The sequence below is a fragment of the Streptomyces sp. NPDC006711 genome, assembly GCF_042869775.1.
Lineage (GTDB): Bacteria > Actinomycetota > Actinomycetes > Streptomycetales > Streptomycetaceae > Streptomyces.
Genome location: NZ_JBIAGO010000015.1, coordinates 45230 through 62074, shown reverse-complemented (window position 1 = coordinate 62074; position 16845 = coordinate 45230). Strand labels below are relative to the sequence as shown.

The following is a 16845-nucleotide window of genomic DNA, read 5'->3' as shown; positions in this document are numbered from 1 at the left end:
TCAGCGGGCTCTCAGAATCGGCCCCTAGCGTGCCCGGCATGAACGCCACCCCCGCCACGACGAAGACCGACGCCGACACCGAGCCCACGACGGACGCCGAGACCGAGGGCGCGTCCACCCTCAAGGGCGCCTCCACCACCGAGGAAGCGTCCACGACCGGGGGAGCGGCCGGCGACAAGGCCCTCGCGTCCGCCGAGAAGGACCCCGCGGCCGACGGGACGGTTTTTGACGCCGACGCCGACGCCGACGGCCGTAACCCGCACGACGACACCGTCCAGGACGACGACCTCGACGGCGCGGCGGGCACCGCCCGGCCCGGGTTCGGCGCGGGCGCGGCCGCCGTCGTCGCCGGCGCGCTCGGCGCGGTGTCGCTCAGCGGCACCTGGATGGGCAGGACGCTCTCGGAGCGGGCCACCCTCATCGGGCAGATCAAGACGTCCCAGAGCGGCACCGCCGCCCAGCAGATCCAGGAGATCTACGGCAACTCCTGGCACACCACCGCCCTGGTCAACGGGGTCTTCGCGGTGCTCGCCCTGATCGTCGGCGCCGCCGTACTCGCCCGTCCCGCCTTCGGGACGCCGGGCCGCTCCGAGCAGCCGGTGTGGGTCAAGGCCGTCGCGCTGGCCGGGGTGGTCCTCGGCGTCATCGGCCTGCTGATCTCGGTGGGCATGTACCTGGACCTGTTCGCGGCGATGCCCAGCACCAAGGGGTGAGGCCACCGGCGGTCTAAGGCACCCGGGCCCCCGCCCCGGGCGGATCCGGTCCGCCATCCGGACCGGCTAAGGCGGGACGCCCGCACAGATGCGGCACCTGCCCCATGCGGCGGGGCCCCCTGGGGGACGAGAGTCGAGACATCGCGAGGAGCCCGGAGCACCGGGCCCGAGCGGACCGCCCGACCGCGTCCCACCTCAGGAGTGCCGAGATGTTCGACTACGAGACGTACAAGACCCACGAGGCCGAGCTGCTGCGCCGCGCCGACCACGAGCGGCTGGTGGGCCAGGCCCGCCGCGCCGGGCGCCGCCAGGCCGCTCGCGGGGGCGACAACGGGCCGAAAGGGCCGGTGAGTTGGCCCAGGGACCGCTTCGTACGGGCCGCCTGACCCCGCCCGGCCGTCGTGATGACACCGTTTCCGGCCCGCCAGGAGACCGCGATGACCGGCATCGCGGCCCGCCCCCGTGCCGCCGTCCGGACCCCGCCCCCGGCCTCCTCCCCGGTCGCCTGCCCGCCCGGGGGCGGGCCGTCCGGCGCGTTGTCGCAGGCCTGTGCGATGCTCGGCGACGTGGAGACCAGGTCAGTCAGCCCCGTGTTCGTCGGCCGCGCCGGTGAGCTGCGGGTATTGAACGAAGCACTCGCCCGGGCCGCGGCCCCCCAGGGGGAGCCGCAGGCGCTGCTCGTCGGCGGCGAGGCCGGCGTCGGAAAGAGCAGGCTCGTCGAGGAGTTCACCGGCGCCGCCCGCACCGCCGGCGCCGTGATCGCGATCGGCGGCTGCGTCGAAGTCGGCGCCGACGGGCTGCCGTTCGCGCCCTTCTCGTCCGCGCTGCGCGCCCTGCGCCGGCAGTTGCCCGACGAGCTGGCCGCCGCTGCCGACGGGCAGGAGGAGGAGCTGGGCCTGCTCCTTCCCGAGCTCGCCGGTCCCGGCCGCGCGCCCACGCGCGAGGACGGCACCGCCCGCCTCTTCGAGCTCACCGTACGGATGCTGGAGCGGATCGCCGCCGAGCGCACCGTGGTCCTGGTCCTGGAAGACCTGCACTGGGCGGACGCCTCCACCCGCCATCTGCTCGCCTACCTCTTCCGCACCCTGCGGCGCGGCCGGCTCGTGGTCGTCGCCACCTACCGCTCCGACGACATCCACCGCCGCCACCCGCTGCGCCCGCTGCTCGCCGAACTCGACCGGCTGCGCAGCGTGCGCCGCGTCGAACTGGCCCGCTTCACCCGGGCCGAAGTCCGGCGCCAGCTGACCGGGATCCTCGCGGCCGAGCCCGAACAGCGCGTGGTGGACGCGATATTCAGGCGCTCGGACGGCAACGCCTTCTTCGTCGAAGAGCTCGTCGTGTGCGGCGGCGCCGCCACCGCGTGCCCCGACCTGAGCGATTCCCTGCGCGACCTGCTGCTCGTCCGCGTCGAGAGCCTGCCCGACGACGCGCAGCACGTGGTGCGGATCGCCGCCGAGGGCGGCTCGACCGTGGAGTATCCGCTGCTCGCCGCCGTCGCCCAGCTCTCCGAGGACAAACTCATCGAGGCCCTGCGGGCCGCCGTCGGCGCGAACATCCTGCTGCCGGCGGGGGACGGCGGCGGCTACCGCTTCCGCCACTCCCTGGTCCGCGAGGCCGTCAGCGAGGACCTGCTGCCGGGCGAGTGCTCGCGTCTGCACCGTCGCTACGCCGAGGCGCTGGAAGCCGACCCCTCGCTCGTACGGGCCGACGAACAGACCACCCGTCTTGCCACCTACTGGTACCACGCGCACGACGCGGCCAAGGCGCTGCCCGCGGTGCTGCGCGCCTGCGCGGAGGCCCGTCGCCGGCACGCCTACGCCGAGCAACTGGGCCTGCTCTCCCGCGCGATGGAACTGTGGGACGCGGTCCCCGACGAGGTGCGCGACGGGCTCGGCTTCCTCGACCGGGCGGGCTCCTACCCGGCCTGCGGCAGCACCCGCGAGAGCGGCGCGCCGCCGCGCTACCTCGACCTGCTCGCCGAGTCCGTCGAGGCGGCCCGGCTGTGCGGCGACCGGGAGCGCGCCCTCAAGCTCGCCAAGAAGGCACTGCGGCTCATCGACGCGGACGCCTGCCAGTCGCCGGGGAAGGACCCGCTGCGCGCGGCCTGGTTCTGGATCCAGCTCTCCCGGCTGACCCAGAGCCTGGGGCGCGGCGACGGCTGGGCCGAGATCGCCACCGCCCAGGAGCTGGTGCGCGGCCTTCCGCCGTCGGCCGTGCACGCCGAGGTGCTGGCCGCCGCCGCCAGTTGGGGCATGCTGCACACGCCGGGACCCGAATCGCTCGCCTCGGCCGAACAGGCCGTTGCCTACGCCCGGTTGGTCGGCAACGAGGAGATCGAGCTCAACGTCGAGCTCACGCTCGGCACCCTGCTGCTCCACTCCGGCTCCGTGGAGGAAGGGCTCGCGGCGATGCGCGCGGTGATCGAACGCTCGCTTGAGATCGGTCTGATCGGCGAGGCGCTGCGTGGCCATGTGAACCTCTGCTCGGGCCTTGAGGCCGTGGGCCGCTCGGCGCGGGCCGTGGATGTCGCCGACGAGGGCGTACGGCTGGCCCGGAAGTACGGTCTGCTCGACAACGAGGCCTGGGTGCAGGCCAACCGCGCCGAATCCCTCTTCAGTCTCGGCCGCTGGGAGGAGGCACAAGAGGCCGCGGAGCGGGTCCTGCGCACCGCGCTGAGTGCCAAGCCGCTCGGCAACGCCTTCATGCTCCTGGCCGATCTCGCCCTGAACCGGGGCGAGTTGGAACAGGCGTCGGCCTTTCTGGCCGATGCCCGCGCCGCCTTCGGCAGTTACGACCCGATGGCCCAGCACATCCTTCCGCTCGCCCGGATCACCCTGAGCGGCGCGGCCGCCCACGGCCACGTCGAGGAGGCCCGCGCCGAGCTGGCCCGCGCCGTGGAGCACGGCTTCCCGCCCGGCACCCAGCGCTACGGCTGGCCGCTGCTCATGGCGGCCGCCGCCATGGAGGGCGACGTACGGGGTCTGCCCACGGCAGAGGCGGGCCGCGCCGCCGCCCTCGCGCTGATCCGTACGGCGGTCAAGCGGCTGCCGGCCGGCGCCCCGTCGTGCGAGGCGCTGTCCCTGGTCGTCGCCGCCGAACTCGACCGGGCCGACGGCCGGGACGCGGCGGCCCACTGGGAAGCGGCCGCCCACGCGCTGCGGCCGCTCGACCGGCCCTACGAGCTCGCCCTGGTGTGCCACCGCTGGGCCTCGGCCCTGCTGGCCGATGGCGGGGACCGCGAGCGGGTGGCCGCGCTGCTGCGCCAGACGCACGCCGAGGCCGGGCGCCTGGGCGCCCGCCCGCTGCGCGAGCAGCTTGAGCTGCTGGCCCGCAGGGCCCGCGTGCCGCTGACCGTCCCGGACCCGGGGGTGCCGGACGGTCCGGCCGTCCAGGACCCGGTGGAAGCGCTCGGTCTCACCAGCCGCGAGCGGGACGTCCTGCGCCTGGTCGCGGCGGGCCTCAGCAACCGCCAGATCGCCGAGGACCTGTACATAGCGCCGAAGACGGCGAGCGTGCACGTCTCCAACATCCTGGCCAAGCTGGGGGTTTCGGGCCGGGGCGAGGCGGCGGCGCTCGCCCACCGCCTCAACCTCTTCCAGAACGAGGCGGTGCGGGCCGAGCCTTAGGGTGAGAGCCTTATGTGACGTCGAGTTCGAGGATGCGGTCGTCGCCTGGCCGGGGTGTGCCGCGCGAGTCGGTGTTGTCGGTGAGCACCCACAGCTTTCCGGTCCCGGCCGCGAGCACGGTGCGCAGCCGCCCGTACCGGCCGGTCAGGAAGGCCTCGGGCGCGGCGAGCGGCCTGGTGCCGTCCAGCGGGACGCGCCACAGGCGTTCGCCCTTGAGCGCGGCAAGCCACACCGAGCCGCCCGAGACGGCGATGCCGCTGGGCGAGGCCTCGGAGGTCTTCCACTGGACGACCGGGTCGGTGTATCCGGGCTTGCCGCCCCGGCCCTCCACCACGGGCCAGCCATAGTTCTTGCCCGGTTCGATGAAGTTGAGCTCGTCGAAGGTGTCCTGCCCGAACTCCGAGGCCCACAGCCGGTTCTGGCCGTCCCAGGCCAGGCCCTGCACATTGCGGTGCCCCGGGGAGTAGACGACGGAGTCCGCGTCCGGGTTGCCGTAGGCGGGTCCGCCGTCGGGCGTCATCCGCAGGATCTTGCCGGCGAGTGACGTGGCGTCCTGGGCGAGGCCGCGCTCGCCCGTCTCGCCGGTCCCGGCATACAGCATCCGGTCGGGCCCGAAGGCGATCCGGCCGCCGTTGTGGATCGCGCCCCTGGGGATGCCCCGCAGGATCGTGTCCGGCGCCCCCAGCTGCTCGCCCGCCGGCCGCTTCGGATCGTAGATCATCCGCGCGATGCGGTTGTCGGACTCGGTGGTGAAGTACGCGTAGACCAGGTGGTCCGATGCGTACGTGGGGGACAGGGCGAGCCCGAGGAGGCCGCCCTCGCCCTGGTGGGCGACGCCGGGCACGCTGCCCACGGCGGTCTTGGCGCCGTCGGTGGTGTCCACACGCAGCACGGATCCGTCGTCACGCGAACCGACGAGCAGCCCGCCCTCGGGCAGGGCCACCAGACCCCAGGGCGACTTCAGGTCCTGGGTGAGGGTCCTGACCACGTGCACCGAGCCCTTGGCGGGCGGGAGTTGGACGGTGGGCGTCGCGCTCGGGGACGCCGCGCGCCCGGAGGCCGCGCCCGGGCCGTGCGGCCGCGGGGACCCGGAGGAGCAGCCGGCCGCGAGCACGAGAGCGGCCGCCGCAAGGGCCGCGGCCGCGGTGGTTCCTCGCACGGTGGTGAGTCCCTTCGACGGAGTCGATCGGCGGAGTCGATGCGCTGGGGTCCATTGTGCGGTCCCGGTCCGTGCGGCGGGCCGGTCAGCCGGGCTCCAGGGGCTCGATGACGAACCGCGAGCGGTACTCGTCAACCCGGGCCGGCGGGCCCCGGTCAGTCGCGGGCCGCCGGCAGTGCCGCGAGGTCACCGAGGTCGCGGGGCGTGAGGGAGAGCTCTGCCGCGCGGGCGTTCTCGCGCACCCACTCCTCGCGCTTGGCCCCGGGCACGGGTATGACCTGGGCGCCGACGCGCAGCAGCCAGGCGAGCGCCACCTGTCCCGGCGTCGCCCCGTGCCGCTCGGCTATCCGGCGCAGGCCCGCCACCACGGGCTGGTTGGCGGCCATCATCTCCGCCGTGAAGCGGGGGTGGCGGGCCCGGATGTCGTCCGGTTCGAAGCCCTGGCCCGGGGTGAGGGTGCCGGTCAGGAAGCCGTTGCCGAGCGGCATCGCGGCGAGCAGCGCGACGCCGCGTGGTGTGCACCACGGCAGCAGCGCGTCCAGCGCCTCCCGCGACCACACGGACAGCTCCGCCTGCACGGCCGCGACCGGGAACACCTGCTGCACCCGCCCGAGCAGGCGCACCGTCGACTCGTACCGGCCCACGTGCAGCCCGTGCACCCCGGCCGCCGGCGCCGTGCGCCGCACCGCCCGCGCGCCCATCGCGCTCAGCCCGAGCGCCCGTACCTTCCCCGCCGTCACCAGCTCCGCCATCGCCCCCCAGGTCTCCTCGACGGGGACCTCGGGGTCGGCGCGGTGCAGCAGGTACAGGTCGATGACCTCGGTCCCCAGGCGCCGCAGCGACGCGTCGCAGGCCCGACGCACGTACCCGGGGCGGCCGTTGGCGACCACATGCTGGTCGCCGCCCACCAGGAGCCCGCACTTGGTGGTGACGAACGCCTCGTCCCTGCGCTCCTTGAGGACCCGGCCGATCAGGAGCTCGTTGGTGAACGGGCCGTACATGTCGGCGGTGTCCAGCAGGTTCGAGCCGGTGTCGAGCGCGGCGTGCAGCGCCCGCACGGAGCGTTCCAGGTCCTGTTGCGAGCGGGTGTAGCCCCAGCTCATCGGCATGCAGCCGAGCCCGATCGCACCCGCCCGCAGGGCCCCCGCCCCGATTGTCCTGCGCTCCACCTGGCCGGATCCCTCCCTCGTCGCTCCCCAAACTAACCTCTGGCCCCAGGAGCCCTTCGCATAGCCTCCTGACCATGAGCGCAGACGTGTGGATCCCCTTCGACCCGGCCGGCCTGCCGGGCCTTCCCGACACCCTGGACTACCGGGTCTGGGACGGCGGCCCCGACTTCCCGGCCGACCCCGCCGACTGCGCCGTCTACGTGGTCCCGTACATGAAGCCCTCCGAGACCGCTGTCCGCCCGCTCGCCGCCATGACGGGCCTGCGGGTCGTCCAGACGCTGACCGCCGGCATCGACCACGTACAGCCGGGCATCGGCCTGCTGCCCGCGGGCGTACGCCTGTGCAACGCGCGCGGGGTCCACGAGGCGTCCACCGCCGAGCTGGCCCTGGCCCTGGTGCTCGCCTCGCTGCGCGGGATCCCCGGATTCGTCCGGGGCCAGGAGCGGCAGGAGTGGCGCGCGGGGTTCTATCCCGCGCTCGCCGACAAGTCGGTCCTGATCGTGGGGTACGGCGCGATCGGCGCCGCCGTCGAGGACCGGCTCGCGCCGTTCGAATGCGCGCGGGTGGCGCGCGTCGCGCGCTCCTCGCGCACCACGGAGCGCGGTGAAGTGCACGCGTTGAGCGATCTGCCCGCCCTGCTCCCTCAGGCGGACGTCGTCATCCTCACCACCCCGCTCACCGACCAGACGAAGGGCCTGGTGGACGCCGCGTTCCTGGACCGGCTCAAGGACGGGGCGCTGCTGGTGAACGTCGCGTGGGGTCCCGTCGTGGACACCGGGGCGCTGCTCGCCGCCCTCACCTCGGGCCGCGTCCACGCGGCCCTCGATGTCACCGACCCCGAACCGCTGCCGGCCGGCCACCCGCTGTGGAGCGCCCCGAACGTCCTCATCAGCCCGCACGTGGGCGGCTCCACCTCCGCTTTCGAGCCCCGGGCCAAGCGCCTGCTGGCCGCTCAGCTCACCCGCTACGCCGCCGGGGAAGAGCTCGCCAACGTCGTGCTCACCACCGGGAGTTGAGCCCTCGCGCCGGTCCGGACGCGCCCCTTGCCCGCCCCCCGATGTGCCGTCACTGAGCGTAGAGGAGCTATGTCCCTGAGTGACGAGACTGGTGTATCGTCCCGACCGGGGGCCGGCGCCGTGCGTCTACGGCGCGGGCGAGCGATCACTGCGAGGGGGGCGACGGGCGATGCACGGCCAATGGACGAACGATCCGACACGGTGGAGCCGCGCGCGGCGGGCCCGCCGCGCGCGTCGCGCGACAGCGCATCTCGGCGGGGCGGCGGCCGCCATGGCAGTCGCCACCACGGCGGCGGCCGCGCGGGCGATCGGCGGTACGGGCGCGAACGGCCCCCGGGAGCACGCCCCGCGGGTCCTGCCATGGGGCCTTGGCCCCGGCCCCCGGAGCCGGCCGGGCCGGGAGCGGGCCCCGTGGCGGGGAGCGGTCCGGTGAGCGCGCCGGGCGCGGTCCTGGCCCGGCCGCCGATGACGGGAGGCGGCGGGACGGGCATGGTGTCCCAACTTGTCCTGGCACTGATCTGTGCGGGATATGCCACCGGCGCATTCCTGGGCTGGGGTTCCGAAGAACTCGCCCTGATCATGGGCGACTTCGGCCTCTCCTGCGCGGCCGTGATCGCCGCCGTCTCCTGCTTCCTGTACGCACAAGGCGACCTGAGGGAGGGCGAGACCAGCTTCCGCCCGGCGTGGCTGCTCTTCTCCTTCTCCTCCGCCATGGCCGCCTGCGGCAACGGCGTCTGGGGCTGGTACGAGGTGGTGCTGCGGCGCGGCGTGCCCAACCCGTCGGCCGCCGACTTCTTCTTCCTGTGCTTCGCGCCGCCCGCCATCGTGGGCCTGCTCGTCCTGGCCAAACGCCCGGTGACCAAGGCCGGCTGGGTCTGCCTCGCCCTGGACGCCTGGCTCATCGGCGGCTCCCTGCTCACCCTGTCCTGGACTCTGGCGCTGGCGCGCACCGCCCACGAGGGCCAAGGCGAGGGCGTCGCCCACGCCACCTTGACCCTCGCCTATCCGCTGCTGGACATCGTGCTGGTCAGCATGGTGCTCGCGCTGCACTTCCGGCGCTCATCGGCCAACCGCTCGGCGGTGAACACCGCGATCGCGGCGCTCGCCCTGACCGTGCTGTGCGACGCCCTGTTCACCTCGCCGCTGCTGCGCGAGCACTACCGCTCGGGCCAGCTCCTCGACGCCGGCTGGTTCGCCGGCTCCCTGCTGCTTGCCTACGCCCCCTGGGGCGCCCGCCGGATGTCCGCGGCGGCGCCGCGCAGGCCGGTCGTGGCGCCCCGTGGCGCGCCCGGCACGGCCGTGCGCCCCCGCCCGGCCGCCCCCGTCGCGACCAGGCCGCTCGCCAGCTCGCTCGCCGCGCTCACGCCCTACCTCGCGGCCGCCGTCTGCACGCTGGGGATCCTCTACAACGTGACCGAAGGGCACCGGGTCGACCGGACGGTCGTCTTCACGGGCTGCACCGTCGTGCTCGCCCTGGTGGTGCGCCAGGGCATCATGCTGCTTGACAACATCGCCCTCACCCACGAACTGGCCCAGAAGGAGAACCACTTCCGCTCCCTGGTGCAGGGATCGAGCGACGTCATCATGATCGCCGCCCCCACCGGCATACTGCGCTACGTCAGCCCCGCAGCCGCCGGCGTCTACGGCCGGGACGCCGAGGAGCTGGTCGGCTCCGAGCTGGCCTCGCTCATCCACCCCGAGGACCTGGGCCGGGTGGTGCACGAGGTGCGGCGGTTTCTGGCGGCGCCACCCGCCGACGAGCCCACGACGCGGATCGAATGCCGCTTCAAGTCGGGCACCGGCGAGTGGCTGAACGTGGAGTCGACCGTCAACCGCCATCAGGGCGGCCTCATCCTGAACAGCCGCGACGTGACCGAACGGGTGCGCCTGCAAGCCCAGTTGGAGCACAACGCCGAGCACGACCCGCTCACCGACCTGCCCAACCGGGCCCTGTTCACCAAGCGGGTGCGCAAGGCGCTTGGCGGCCGGCGCACCACCGACCCCGGCACCGCCGTGCTCTTCATCGACCTCGACGGGTTCAAGCAGGTCAACGACACCATCGGCCACCAGGCCGGCGACGAACTGCTCATCCAGGCCGCCCGCAGGCTCCATGAGTCCGTGCGCGCGGGCGACACCGCCGCCCGGCTCGGCGGCGACGAGTTCGCCGCGCTGATCCTCGGCGACGGCACCCGCGACCGGGCGGCCCGCGAATACCAGGTCAAGGAGATCGCCGACCGGCTGCGCCTGACCCTCTCGCAGCCCTATCTGATCGACGGCCACGACGTCCGCGTCGCCGCCTCCATCGGCGTCGCCTTCGCCGAGCCGGGCGTCGGCGCCGGGGAACTGCTGCGCAACGCCGACCTCGCGATGTACCGCGCCAAGAAGGGCGGCAAGAACCGGGTCGAGCTGTACGCCCCGCAGATGCAGGCCGAGGTGGTCCGCACCACCGAGCTCGCCACCCGGCTGCGTACGGCGCTGAGCGACGGCGACCTCGTCGTGCTGCACCAGCCCGTCGTCGACCTCACCACCGGCGAGGTCGCCGCCGTCGCCGCCAAGGCCCGCTGGCGCTCGGCCCAGGGCATCCTGTTCACGCCGGCGGAATTCCTGCGCGTCGCCGACGAGAGCGAGCGCGCGGGGGAGCTGGGGCGACGGCTGCTCGAAGAGGCCGTGGAGCTGGCCGCCGAACGCGGGCGCGCGGGCCTCGCCGTGCCCGTGGCGGTCCGCCTCTCGGCCCGGCGGCTGCTCGACAAGACACTGCCGCCCGGCGCCGTAGAGGCCCTGCTCGCCCGGCACGGGCTGCCGCCCGGCGCCCTGATCATCGAGCTCGCCGACAGCGACCCCAGGATCTCCTTCGACGAGCTGGAGCGGCGCCTGGTGGGCCTGCGCAGGCTGGGCGTACGGATCGCGCTCGACGGGTTCGGCAGCGGCTACGCGGCGGTCAACACCCTGCGCCGGCTCCCCATCGACCTGCTGAAGCTGGACCGGGGCCTGGTGGAGGGCGTGGTCGAATCGGCCCGCCTCCACAAGATCACCGCAGGGCTTCTCCGGATCGCCTGCGACCTCGGGATGCAATCGGTGGCCGACGGGGTGGACGCGCCGGAGCAGGTCCTCGCGCTGCGCGCCATGGGGTGCACCCACGGGCAGGGCATGGCGTTCTCGGGACCGCTCGACGAGTTCCGGCTGCGGCGGTCCCTGCTGCGCGGCGACTTCCCGGTGCCCGGCGGGGCGGCGCTGCCGGTGCTCAGTGGCCGGAGCGGACCCCTGCTCGGCTCACATAATGAGACGCCCGTCCCACCTACTTGACACCACCTGCGCGCCGGGGGGAGGGTCAATGCCATGCGCACCCGAATTCTCGTACTTGGAAAGCGCGTCGGCTGAAGCGGAGTCCCCTGCGGACTCCGCAGACCGCACCCGACGCGCTCCCCTCGCTTGCCTCACGGCACGAGGGGTTTTTTGTTGCACTGGCACCCCTCAAGCACCACCGAAGTCTTGATCGAACCCCCGCAAAAACCCTCAGCTTCGAGAAGAGAATGCCGATGACCGAGCAGGCCACCGGGGCCCACCATCCGCAGCCGCGGCCCCGTAACGGCGGACCCCAGTCCGCGACCGTTGAGCACGTCACGGGCGCGAAGTCCCTCATCCGCTCTCTCGAGGAAGTCGGGGCCGAGGTCGTGTTCGGCATCCCCGGCGGCGCGATCCTGCCGGCGTACGACCCGATGATGGACTCCACGCGGGTCCGCCACGTCCTGGTCCGCCACGAGCAGGGCGCGGGCCACGCGGCCACCGGTTACGCCCAGGCCACGGGGAAGGTCGGCGTGTGCATGGCGACCTCGGGGCCCGGCGCCACGAACCTGGTCACCCCGATCGCCGACGCCCACATGGACTCGGTGCCGCTGGTCGCGATCACCGGCCAGGTCTCCTCCAAGGCGATCGGCACGGACGCCTTCCAGGAGGCGGACATCGTCGGCATCACGATGCCGATCACCAAGCACAACTTCCTGGTCACCAAGGCCGAGGACATCCCGCGCACCATCGCCGAGGCGTTCCACATCGCCTCCACCGGCCGCCCCGGCCCGGTCCTGGTGGACATCGCCAAGGACGCCCTCCAGGCGAAGACCACCTTCTCCTGGCCCCCGCACACCGATCTGCCCGGCTACCGCCCCGTCACCAAGCCGCACGCCAAGCAGATCCGCGAGGCCGCCAAGCTGATCGTGTCGGCCAAGCGCCCGGTCCTCTACGTCGGCGGCGGCGTCCTGAAGTCCGGTGCGACCGCCGAGCTGAAGGTCCTCGCGGAGCTGACCGGAGCGCCCGTCACCACCACCCTGATGGCGCTCGGCGCCTTCCCCGACAGCCACCCGCTGCACGTGGGAATGCCCGGCATGCACGGTGCGGTCACCGCCGTCACCGCGCTCCAGAAGTCGGACCTGCTCATCGCGCTCGGCACCCGCTTCGACGACCGCGTCACCGGCAAGCTGGACAGCTTCGCGCCGCTGGCCAAGGTCATCCACGCGGACATCGACCCCGCCGAGATCGGCAAGAACCGCGAGGTCGACGTCCCGATCGTGGGCGACGCGCGCGAGGTCATCGCCGATCTGGTCCAGGCCGTCCAGGCGGAGTACTCCGAGGGCCACAAGGGCGACTACAGCGCCTGGTGGAAGGACCTCAACCGCTGGCGCGAGACCTACCCGCTCGGTTACGACGAGCCGGACGACGGCACGCTCTCCCCCCAGCGCGTCATCCAGCGCATCGGCGAACTCGCGGACGCGGACACCATCTACGCGGCCGGCGTCGGCCAGCACCAGATGTGGGCCGCCCACTTCGTGAATTACGAACTGCCCGCCACCTGGCTCAACTCCGGCGGCGCCGGAACCATGGGCTACGCGATCCCCGCCGCCATGGGCGCCAAGGCAGGGCAGCCCGACCGCATGGTCTGGGCGATCGACGGCGACGGCTGCTTCCAGATGACCAATCAGGAACTGACCACCTGCGCGCTCAACAACATCCCGATCAAGGTCGCCATCATCAACAACGGCGCCCTCGGCATGGTCCGCCAGTGGCAGACCCTGTTCTACAACCAGCGCTACTCCAACACCGTGCTGCACTCAGGCCCCGGTGACGGCATCGCCGAGGAGGGCAGGCCCAGCGGCGGCACCCGCGTCCCGGACTTCGTCAAGCTGTCCGAGGCGATGGGCTGCCACGCGATCCGCTGCGAGCGCCCCGAGGACCTGGACAAGGTCATCGAGGAGGCCAACTCGATCAACGACCGGCCCGTCGTGATCGACTTCATCGTCCACGAGGACGCGCAGGTGTGGCCGATGGTCGCCGCCGGCACCTCCAACGACGAGGTCATGGCCGCCCGGGGCGTCCGCCCCGACTTCGGCGACAACGAAGACGACTGAGAGCTGTAGGAAGAGGTAAGAGGCTCATGTCCACCAAGCACACGCTCTCGGTCCTGGTCGAGAACACCCCCGGCATCCTGGCCCGGATCGCCGCCCTGTTCTCCCGCCGCGGCTTCAACATCGACTCGCTCGCGGTCGGTGTCACCGAACACCCCGACATCTCCCGCATCACCATTGTGGTCAGTGTCGAGGACCTGCCTCTCGAACAGGTCACCAAGCAGCTCAACAAGCTGGTCAACGTCCTGAAGATCGTCGAACTCGAGCCCAGCGCCGCGATCCAGCGCGAGCTCGTCCTGGTGAAGGTGCGTGCCGACAACGAAACGCGCTCCCAGATCGTCGAGATCGTCCAGCTGTTCCGCGCCAAGACCGTGGACGTCTCGCCCGAGGCCGTGACCATCGAGGCCACCGGCGGCGCGGACAAGCTGGAGGCGATGCTGAAGATGCTGGAGCAGTTCGGCATCAAGGAGCTCGTGCAGTCCGGCACGATCGCCATAGGGCGCGGTGCCCGGTCCATCACGGACCGCTCGCTGCGCGCCCTGGACCGCAGCGCCTGAGTCCCGCCGCGCGGGGCCCGGTGCGCCCGTATGGCGAGACTCGCCCGTTCCTCACTCACCCCCACCGATACGGTGGACGCAACACCAGCACACCAAGGAGATTTCCCAGTGGCCGAGCTGTTCTACGACGACGATGCCGACCTGTCCATCATCCAGGGCCGCAAGGTCGCGGTGATCGGGTACGGCAGCCAGGGCCACGCCCACGCGCTGTCGCTCCGTGACTCGGGTGTCGACGTCCGCGTCGGCCTGCACGAGGGCTCCAAGTCCAAGGCGAAGGCCGAGGAGCAGGGCCTGCGCGTGGTCACGCCGTCCGAGGCGGCCGCCGAGGCCGACGTCATCATGATCCTGGTCCCGGACCCGATCCAGGCCCAGGTCTACGAGGAGTCCATCAAGGACAACCTGAAGGACGGCGACGCGCTGTTCTTCGGCCACGGCCTCAACATCCGCTTCGGTTTCATCAAGCCGCCGGCCAATGTGACCGTCGCGATGGTCGCGCCCAAGGGCCCGGGCCACCTGGTGCGCCGCCAGTACGAGGAGGGCCGCGGCGTTCCGTGCATCGTCGCCGTCGAGCAGGACCCGCAGGGCAACGGCCTGGCGCTGGCGCTCTCGTACGCCAAGGGCATCGGCGGCACCCGCGCGGGCGTCATCAAGACGACGTTCACCGAGGAGACCGAGACCGACCTGTTCGGCGAGCAGGCCGTGCTGTGCGGTGGCACCGCGGCGCTGGTCAAGGCGGGCTTCGAGACGCTGACCGAGGCCGGCTACCAGCCGGAGATCGCCTACTTCGAGTGCCTGCACGAGCTGAAGCTCATCGTGGACCTCATGTACGAGGGCGGCCTGGAGAAGATGCGCTGGTCGATCTCGGAGACCGCCGAGTGGGGCGACTACGTCACCGGCCCGCGCATCATCACGGCCGACACCAAGGCCGAGATGAAGAAGGTCCTCGCGGAGATCCAGGACGGCACGTTCGCCAAGAACTGGATGGACGAGTACCACGGCGGTCTGAAGAAGTACAACGAGTACAAGACCCAGGACGAGAACCACCTCCTGGAGACCACCGGCAAGGAGCTGCGCAAGCTCATGAGCTGGGTGCAGAACGACGAGGCGTAAGCCGGCGCCGGCGGGGGCCGGCCCCCCCGGCGGGCCCCCCCCCCCCCCCCCCCCCCCCCCCCCCCCCCCCCCGGGGCCCCCCCCCCCCCCCCCCCCCCCGGGCCCCCCCCCCCCCCCCCCCCCCCCCCCCCCGGCCCCCCCGGGGGGGGGGGGGGGGGTGGTTTTGGGGGGGGGGCCCCCCGGGGGGGGGGCCCGGGGGGGGGGGGGGGGCGGGGCCCGGTGGGGGGCCCCCCCCCCGCCGCCCGTCGCGACCCGTCGCGACAGCTGTGGACACCGAGTCCAACCCCCATCGGGTGATCCTGCCGCAACGGCACAAACCCGATGGGGAACCGGCACTACACTTTCCAGCAACACCAACGCGTCAGGCCCACAGCGTCGTGCGTCTTCCACGCGGCCACTCCACCGCCTGCGGCCGTCGGAACGGCCGTCCGCAAAGGATTCAGTGAGGACCCACGTGAGCTCGAAACCTGTCGTACTCATCGCTGAAGAGCTGTCGCCCGCCACCGTCGACGCCCTCGGCCCGGACTTCGAGATCCGGCACTGCAACGGAGCCGACCGCGCCGAACTGCTGCCCGCCATCGCCGACGTCGACGCGATCCTGATCCGCTCCGCCACCAAGGTCGACGCGGAGGCCGTGGCCGCCGCCCGCAAGCTGCGCGTCGTCGCCCGCGCCGGCGTGGGCCTGGACAACGTGGACGTGTCCGCCGCCACCAAGGCCGGCGTGATGGTCGTGAACGCCCCGACCTCCAACATCGTCACCGCCGCTGAGCTCGCCTGCGGTCTCCTGGTGGCCACCGCGCGCAACATCCCGCAGGCCAACACCGCCCTGAAGAACGGCGAGTGGAAGCGGAGCAAGTACACCGGCGTCGAGCTGAGCGAGAAGACCCTCGGCGTCGTCGGCCTCGGCCGCATCGGTGTCCTGGTCGCCCAGCGCATGTCCGCCTTCGGCATGAAGATCGTGGCGTACGACCCCTATGTGCAGCCGGCCCGCGCCGCGCAGATGGGCGTCAAGCTCCTCTCCCTCGACGAACTGCTCGAAGTCTCCGACTTCATCACCGTGCACCTGCCCAAGACGCCCGAGACGCTGGGCCTGATCGGCGACGAGGCGCTGCACAAGGTGCAGCCGCACGTGCGGATCGTGAACGCCGCGCGCGGCGGCATCGTGGACGAGGCCGCGCTGTACTCCGCCCTCAAGGAGGGCCGCGTCGCCGGCGCCGGTCTCGACGTGTACGCGAAGGAGCCCTGCGTGGACTCCCCGCTGTTCGAGCTCGACCAGGTCGTCTGCACCCCGCACCTGGGCGCGTCCACCGACGAGGCCCAGGAGAAGGCCGGCATCGCCGTCGCCAAGTCCGTACGCCTCGCGCTCGCGGGCGAGTTGGTGCCCGACGCGGTCAACGTCCAGGGCGGAGTGATCGCCGAGGACGTCAAGCCGGGCCTGCCGCTCGCCGAGCGCCTTGGCCGCATCTTCACCGCGCTCGCCGGCGAGGTCGCGGTCCGCCTGGACGTCGAGGTCTACGGCGAGCTGACCCAGCACGACGTCAAGGTCCTCGAACTCAGCGCGCTCAAGGGCGTGTTCGAGGACGTGGTGGACGAGACGGTCTCCTATGTCAACGCGCCGCTGTTCGCGCAGGAGCGCGGCGTCGAGGTGCGTCTGACGACGTCGAGCGAGTCCCCCAACCACCGCAACGTGGTGACCGTGCGCGGCACCCTGTCGGACGGCGAGGAGATCTCCGTCTCCGGCACCCTGGCCGGCCCCAAGCACCTCCAGAAGGTCGTGGCCATCGGCGATTTCGACGTGGACCTGGCGCTCGCCGACCACATGATCGTGCTCCGTTACGAGGACCGCCCCGGCATCGTCGGCACCGTCGGCCGGGTCCTGGGCGAGGCGGGGCTCAACATCGCGGGCATGCAGGTGGCCCGCGCGGAGGAGGGCGGCGAGGCGCTTGCCGTGCTGACCGTCGATGACACCATCCCGGGGAACGTGCTGGCCGAGGTCGCGGCCGAGATCGGCGCCAACTCGGCCCGCTCGGTGAACCTCACCGACTGACCCGCACGCCCACAGTCCCCGTACCCAGCGCCGTACCCGGCCCCCGCACATC

Annotated in this window: 11 protein-coding genes; 9 read left to right on the top strand and 2 right to left on the bottom strand. The window is 72.7% G+C overall.

The window, feature by feature from the left end:
• The first annotated feature begins 38 nt into the window (after positions 1-38).
• The 3 genes from ACFYM2_RS25835 to ACFYM2_RS25825 all read left to right on the top strand — a co-directional run bounded on the left by ACFYM2_RS25835 (position 39) and on the right by ACFYM2_RS25825 (position 4339).
• Positions 39-713, top strand: a complete 675-nt coding sequence (locus ACFYM2_RS25835; protein WP_388839512.1) for a hypothetical protein — start codon at positions 39-41, stop codon at positions 711-713.
• Between the two features lie 209 nt (positions 714-922).
• Positions 923-1099, top strand: a complete 177-nt coding sequence (locus ACFYM2_RS25830; protein WP_359000564.1) for a hypothetical protein — start codon at positions 923-925, stop codon at positions 1097-1099.
• A 51-nt stretch (positions 1100-1150) separates the two neighbouring features.
• Entirely contained in the window at positions 1151-4339 is a 3189-nt protein-coding gene (locus ACFYM2_RS25825; RefSeq protein WP_388839509.1) for an AAA family ATPase, read from the top strand.
• Between the two features lie 10 nt (positions 4340-4349).
• On the opposite strand, the gene ACFYM2_RS25820 is transcribed toward ACFYM2_RS25825, so the two are convergent.
• On the bottom strand, positions 4350-5498 hold the full coding sequence (locus tag ACFYM2_RS25820; RefSeq protein WP_388839506.1) for a PQQ-dependent sugar dehydrogenase: 1149 nt from the start codon (positions 5496-5498) through the stop codon (positions 4350-4352).
• Positions 5499-5653: 155 nt separating this feature from the next.
• Positions 5654-6667: an aldo/keto reductase gene (locus ACFYM2_RS25815; protein ID WP_350232823.1), complete on the bottom strand. Its 1014-nt coding sequence runs from the start codon at positions 6665-6667 to the stop codon at positions 5654-5656.
• Between the two features lie 74 nt (positions 6668-6741).
• Between ACFYM2_RS25815 and ACFYM2_RS25810 the strand changes: the two genes are divergently transcribed.
• The 6 genes from ACFYM2_RS25810 (at position 6742) to serA (ending at position 16793) form a co-directional block, all read left to right on the top strand.
• Entirely contained in the window at positions 6742-7683 is a 942-nt protein-coding gene (locus ACFYM2_RS25810) for a 2-hydroxyacid dehydrogenase (RefSeq protein ID WP_388839503.1), read from the top strand.
• Between the two features lie 429 nt (positions 7684-8112).
• On the top strand, positions 8113-10986 hold the full coding sequence (locus ACFYM2_RS25805; protein ID WP_359000553.1) for an EAL domain-containing protein: 2874 nt from the start codon (positions 8113-8115) through the stop codon (positions 10984-10986).
• A 227-nt stretch (positions 10987-11213) separates the two neighbouring features.
• Positions 11214-13082 (top strand): acetolactate synthase large subunit, encoded by a 1869-nt coding sequence (locus tag ACFYM2_RS25800; protein ID WP_359000550.1) that lies wholly within the window; start codon positions 11214-11216, stop codon positions 13080-13082.
• A 26-nt stretch (positions 13083-13108) separates the two neighbouring features.
• A complete protein-coding gene (gene ilvN, locus ACFYM2_RS25795) occupies positions 13109-13636 on the top strand; it encodes an acetolactate synthase small subunit (protein ID WP_100577584.1) in 528 nt (175 codons plus the stop codon).
• A gap of 108 nt (positions 13637-13744) precedes the next feature.
• Positions 13745-14746, top strand: a complete 1002-nt coding sequence (ilvC, locus tag ACFYM2_RS25790) for a ketol-acid reductoisomerase (protein ID WP_359000546.1) — start codon at positions 13745-13747, stop codon at positions 14744-14746.
• A 454-nt stretch (positions 14747-15200) separates the two neighbouring features.
• The gene (gene serA, locus ACFYM2_RS25785) at positions 15201-16793 is read left to right on the top strand and encodes a phosphoglycerate dehydrogenase (protein ID WP_359000543.1); all 1593 of its coding nucleotides are present in this window, start codon (positions 15201-15203) and stop codon (positions 16791-16793) included.
• Positions 16794-16845: the final 52 nt, after the last annotated feature.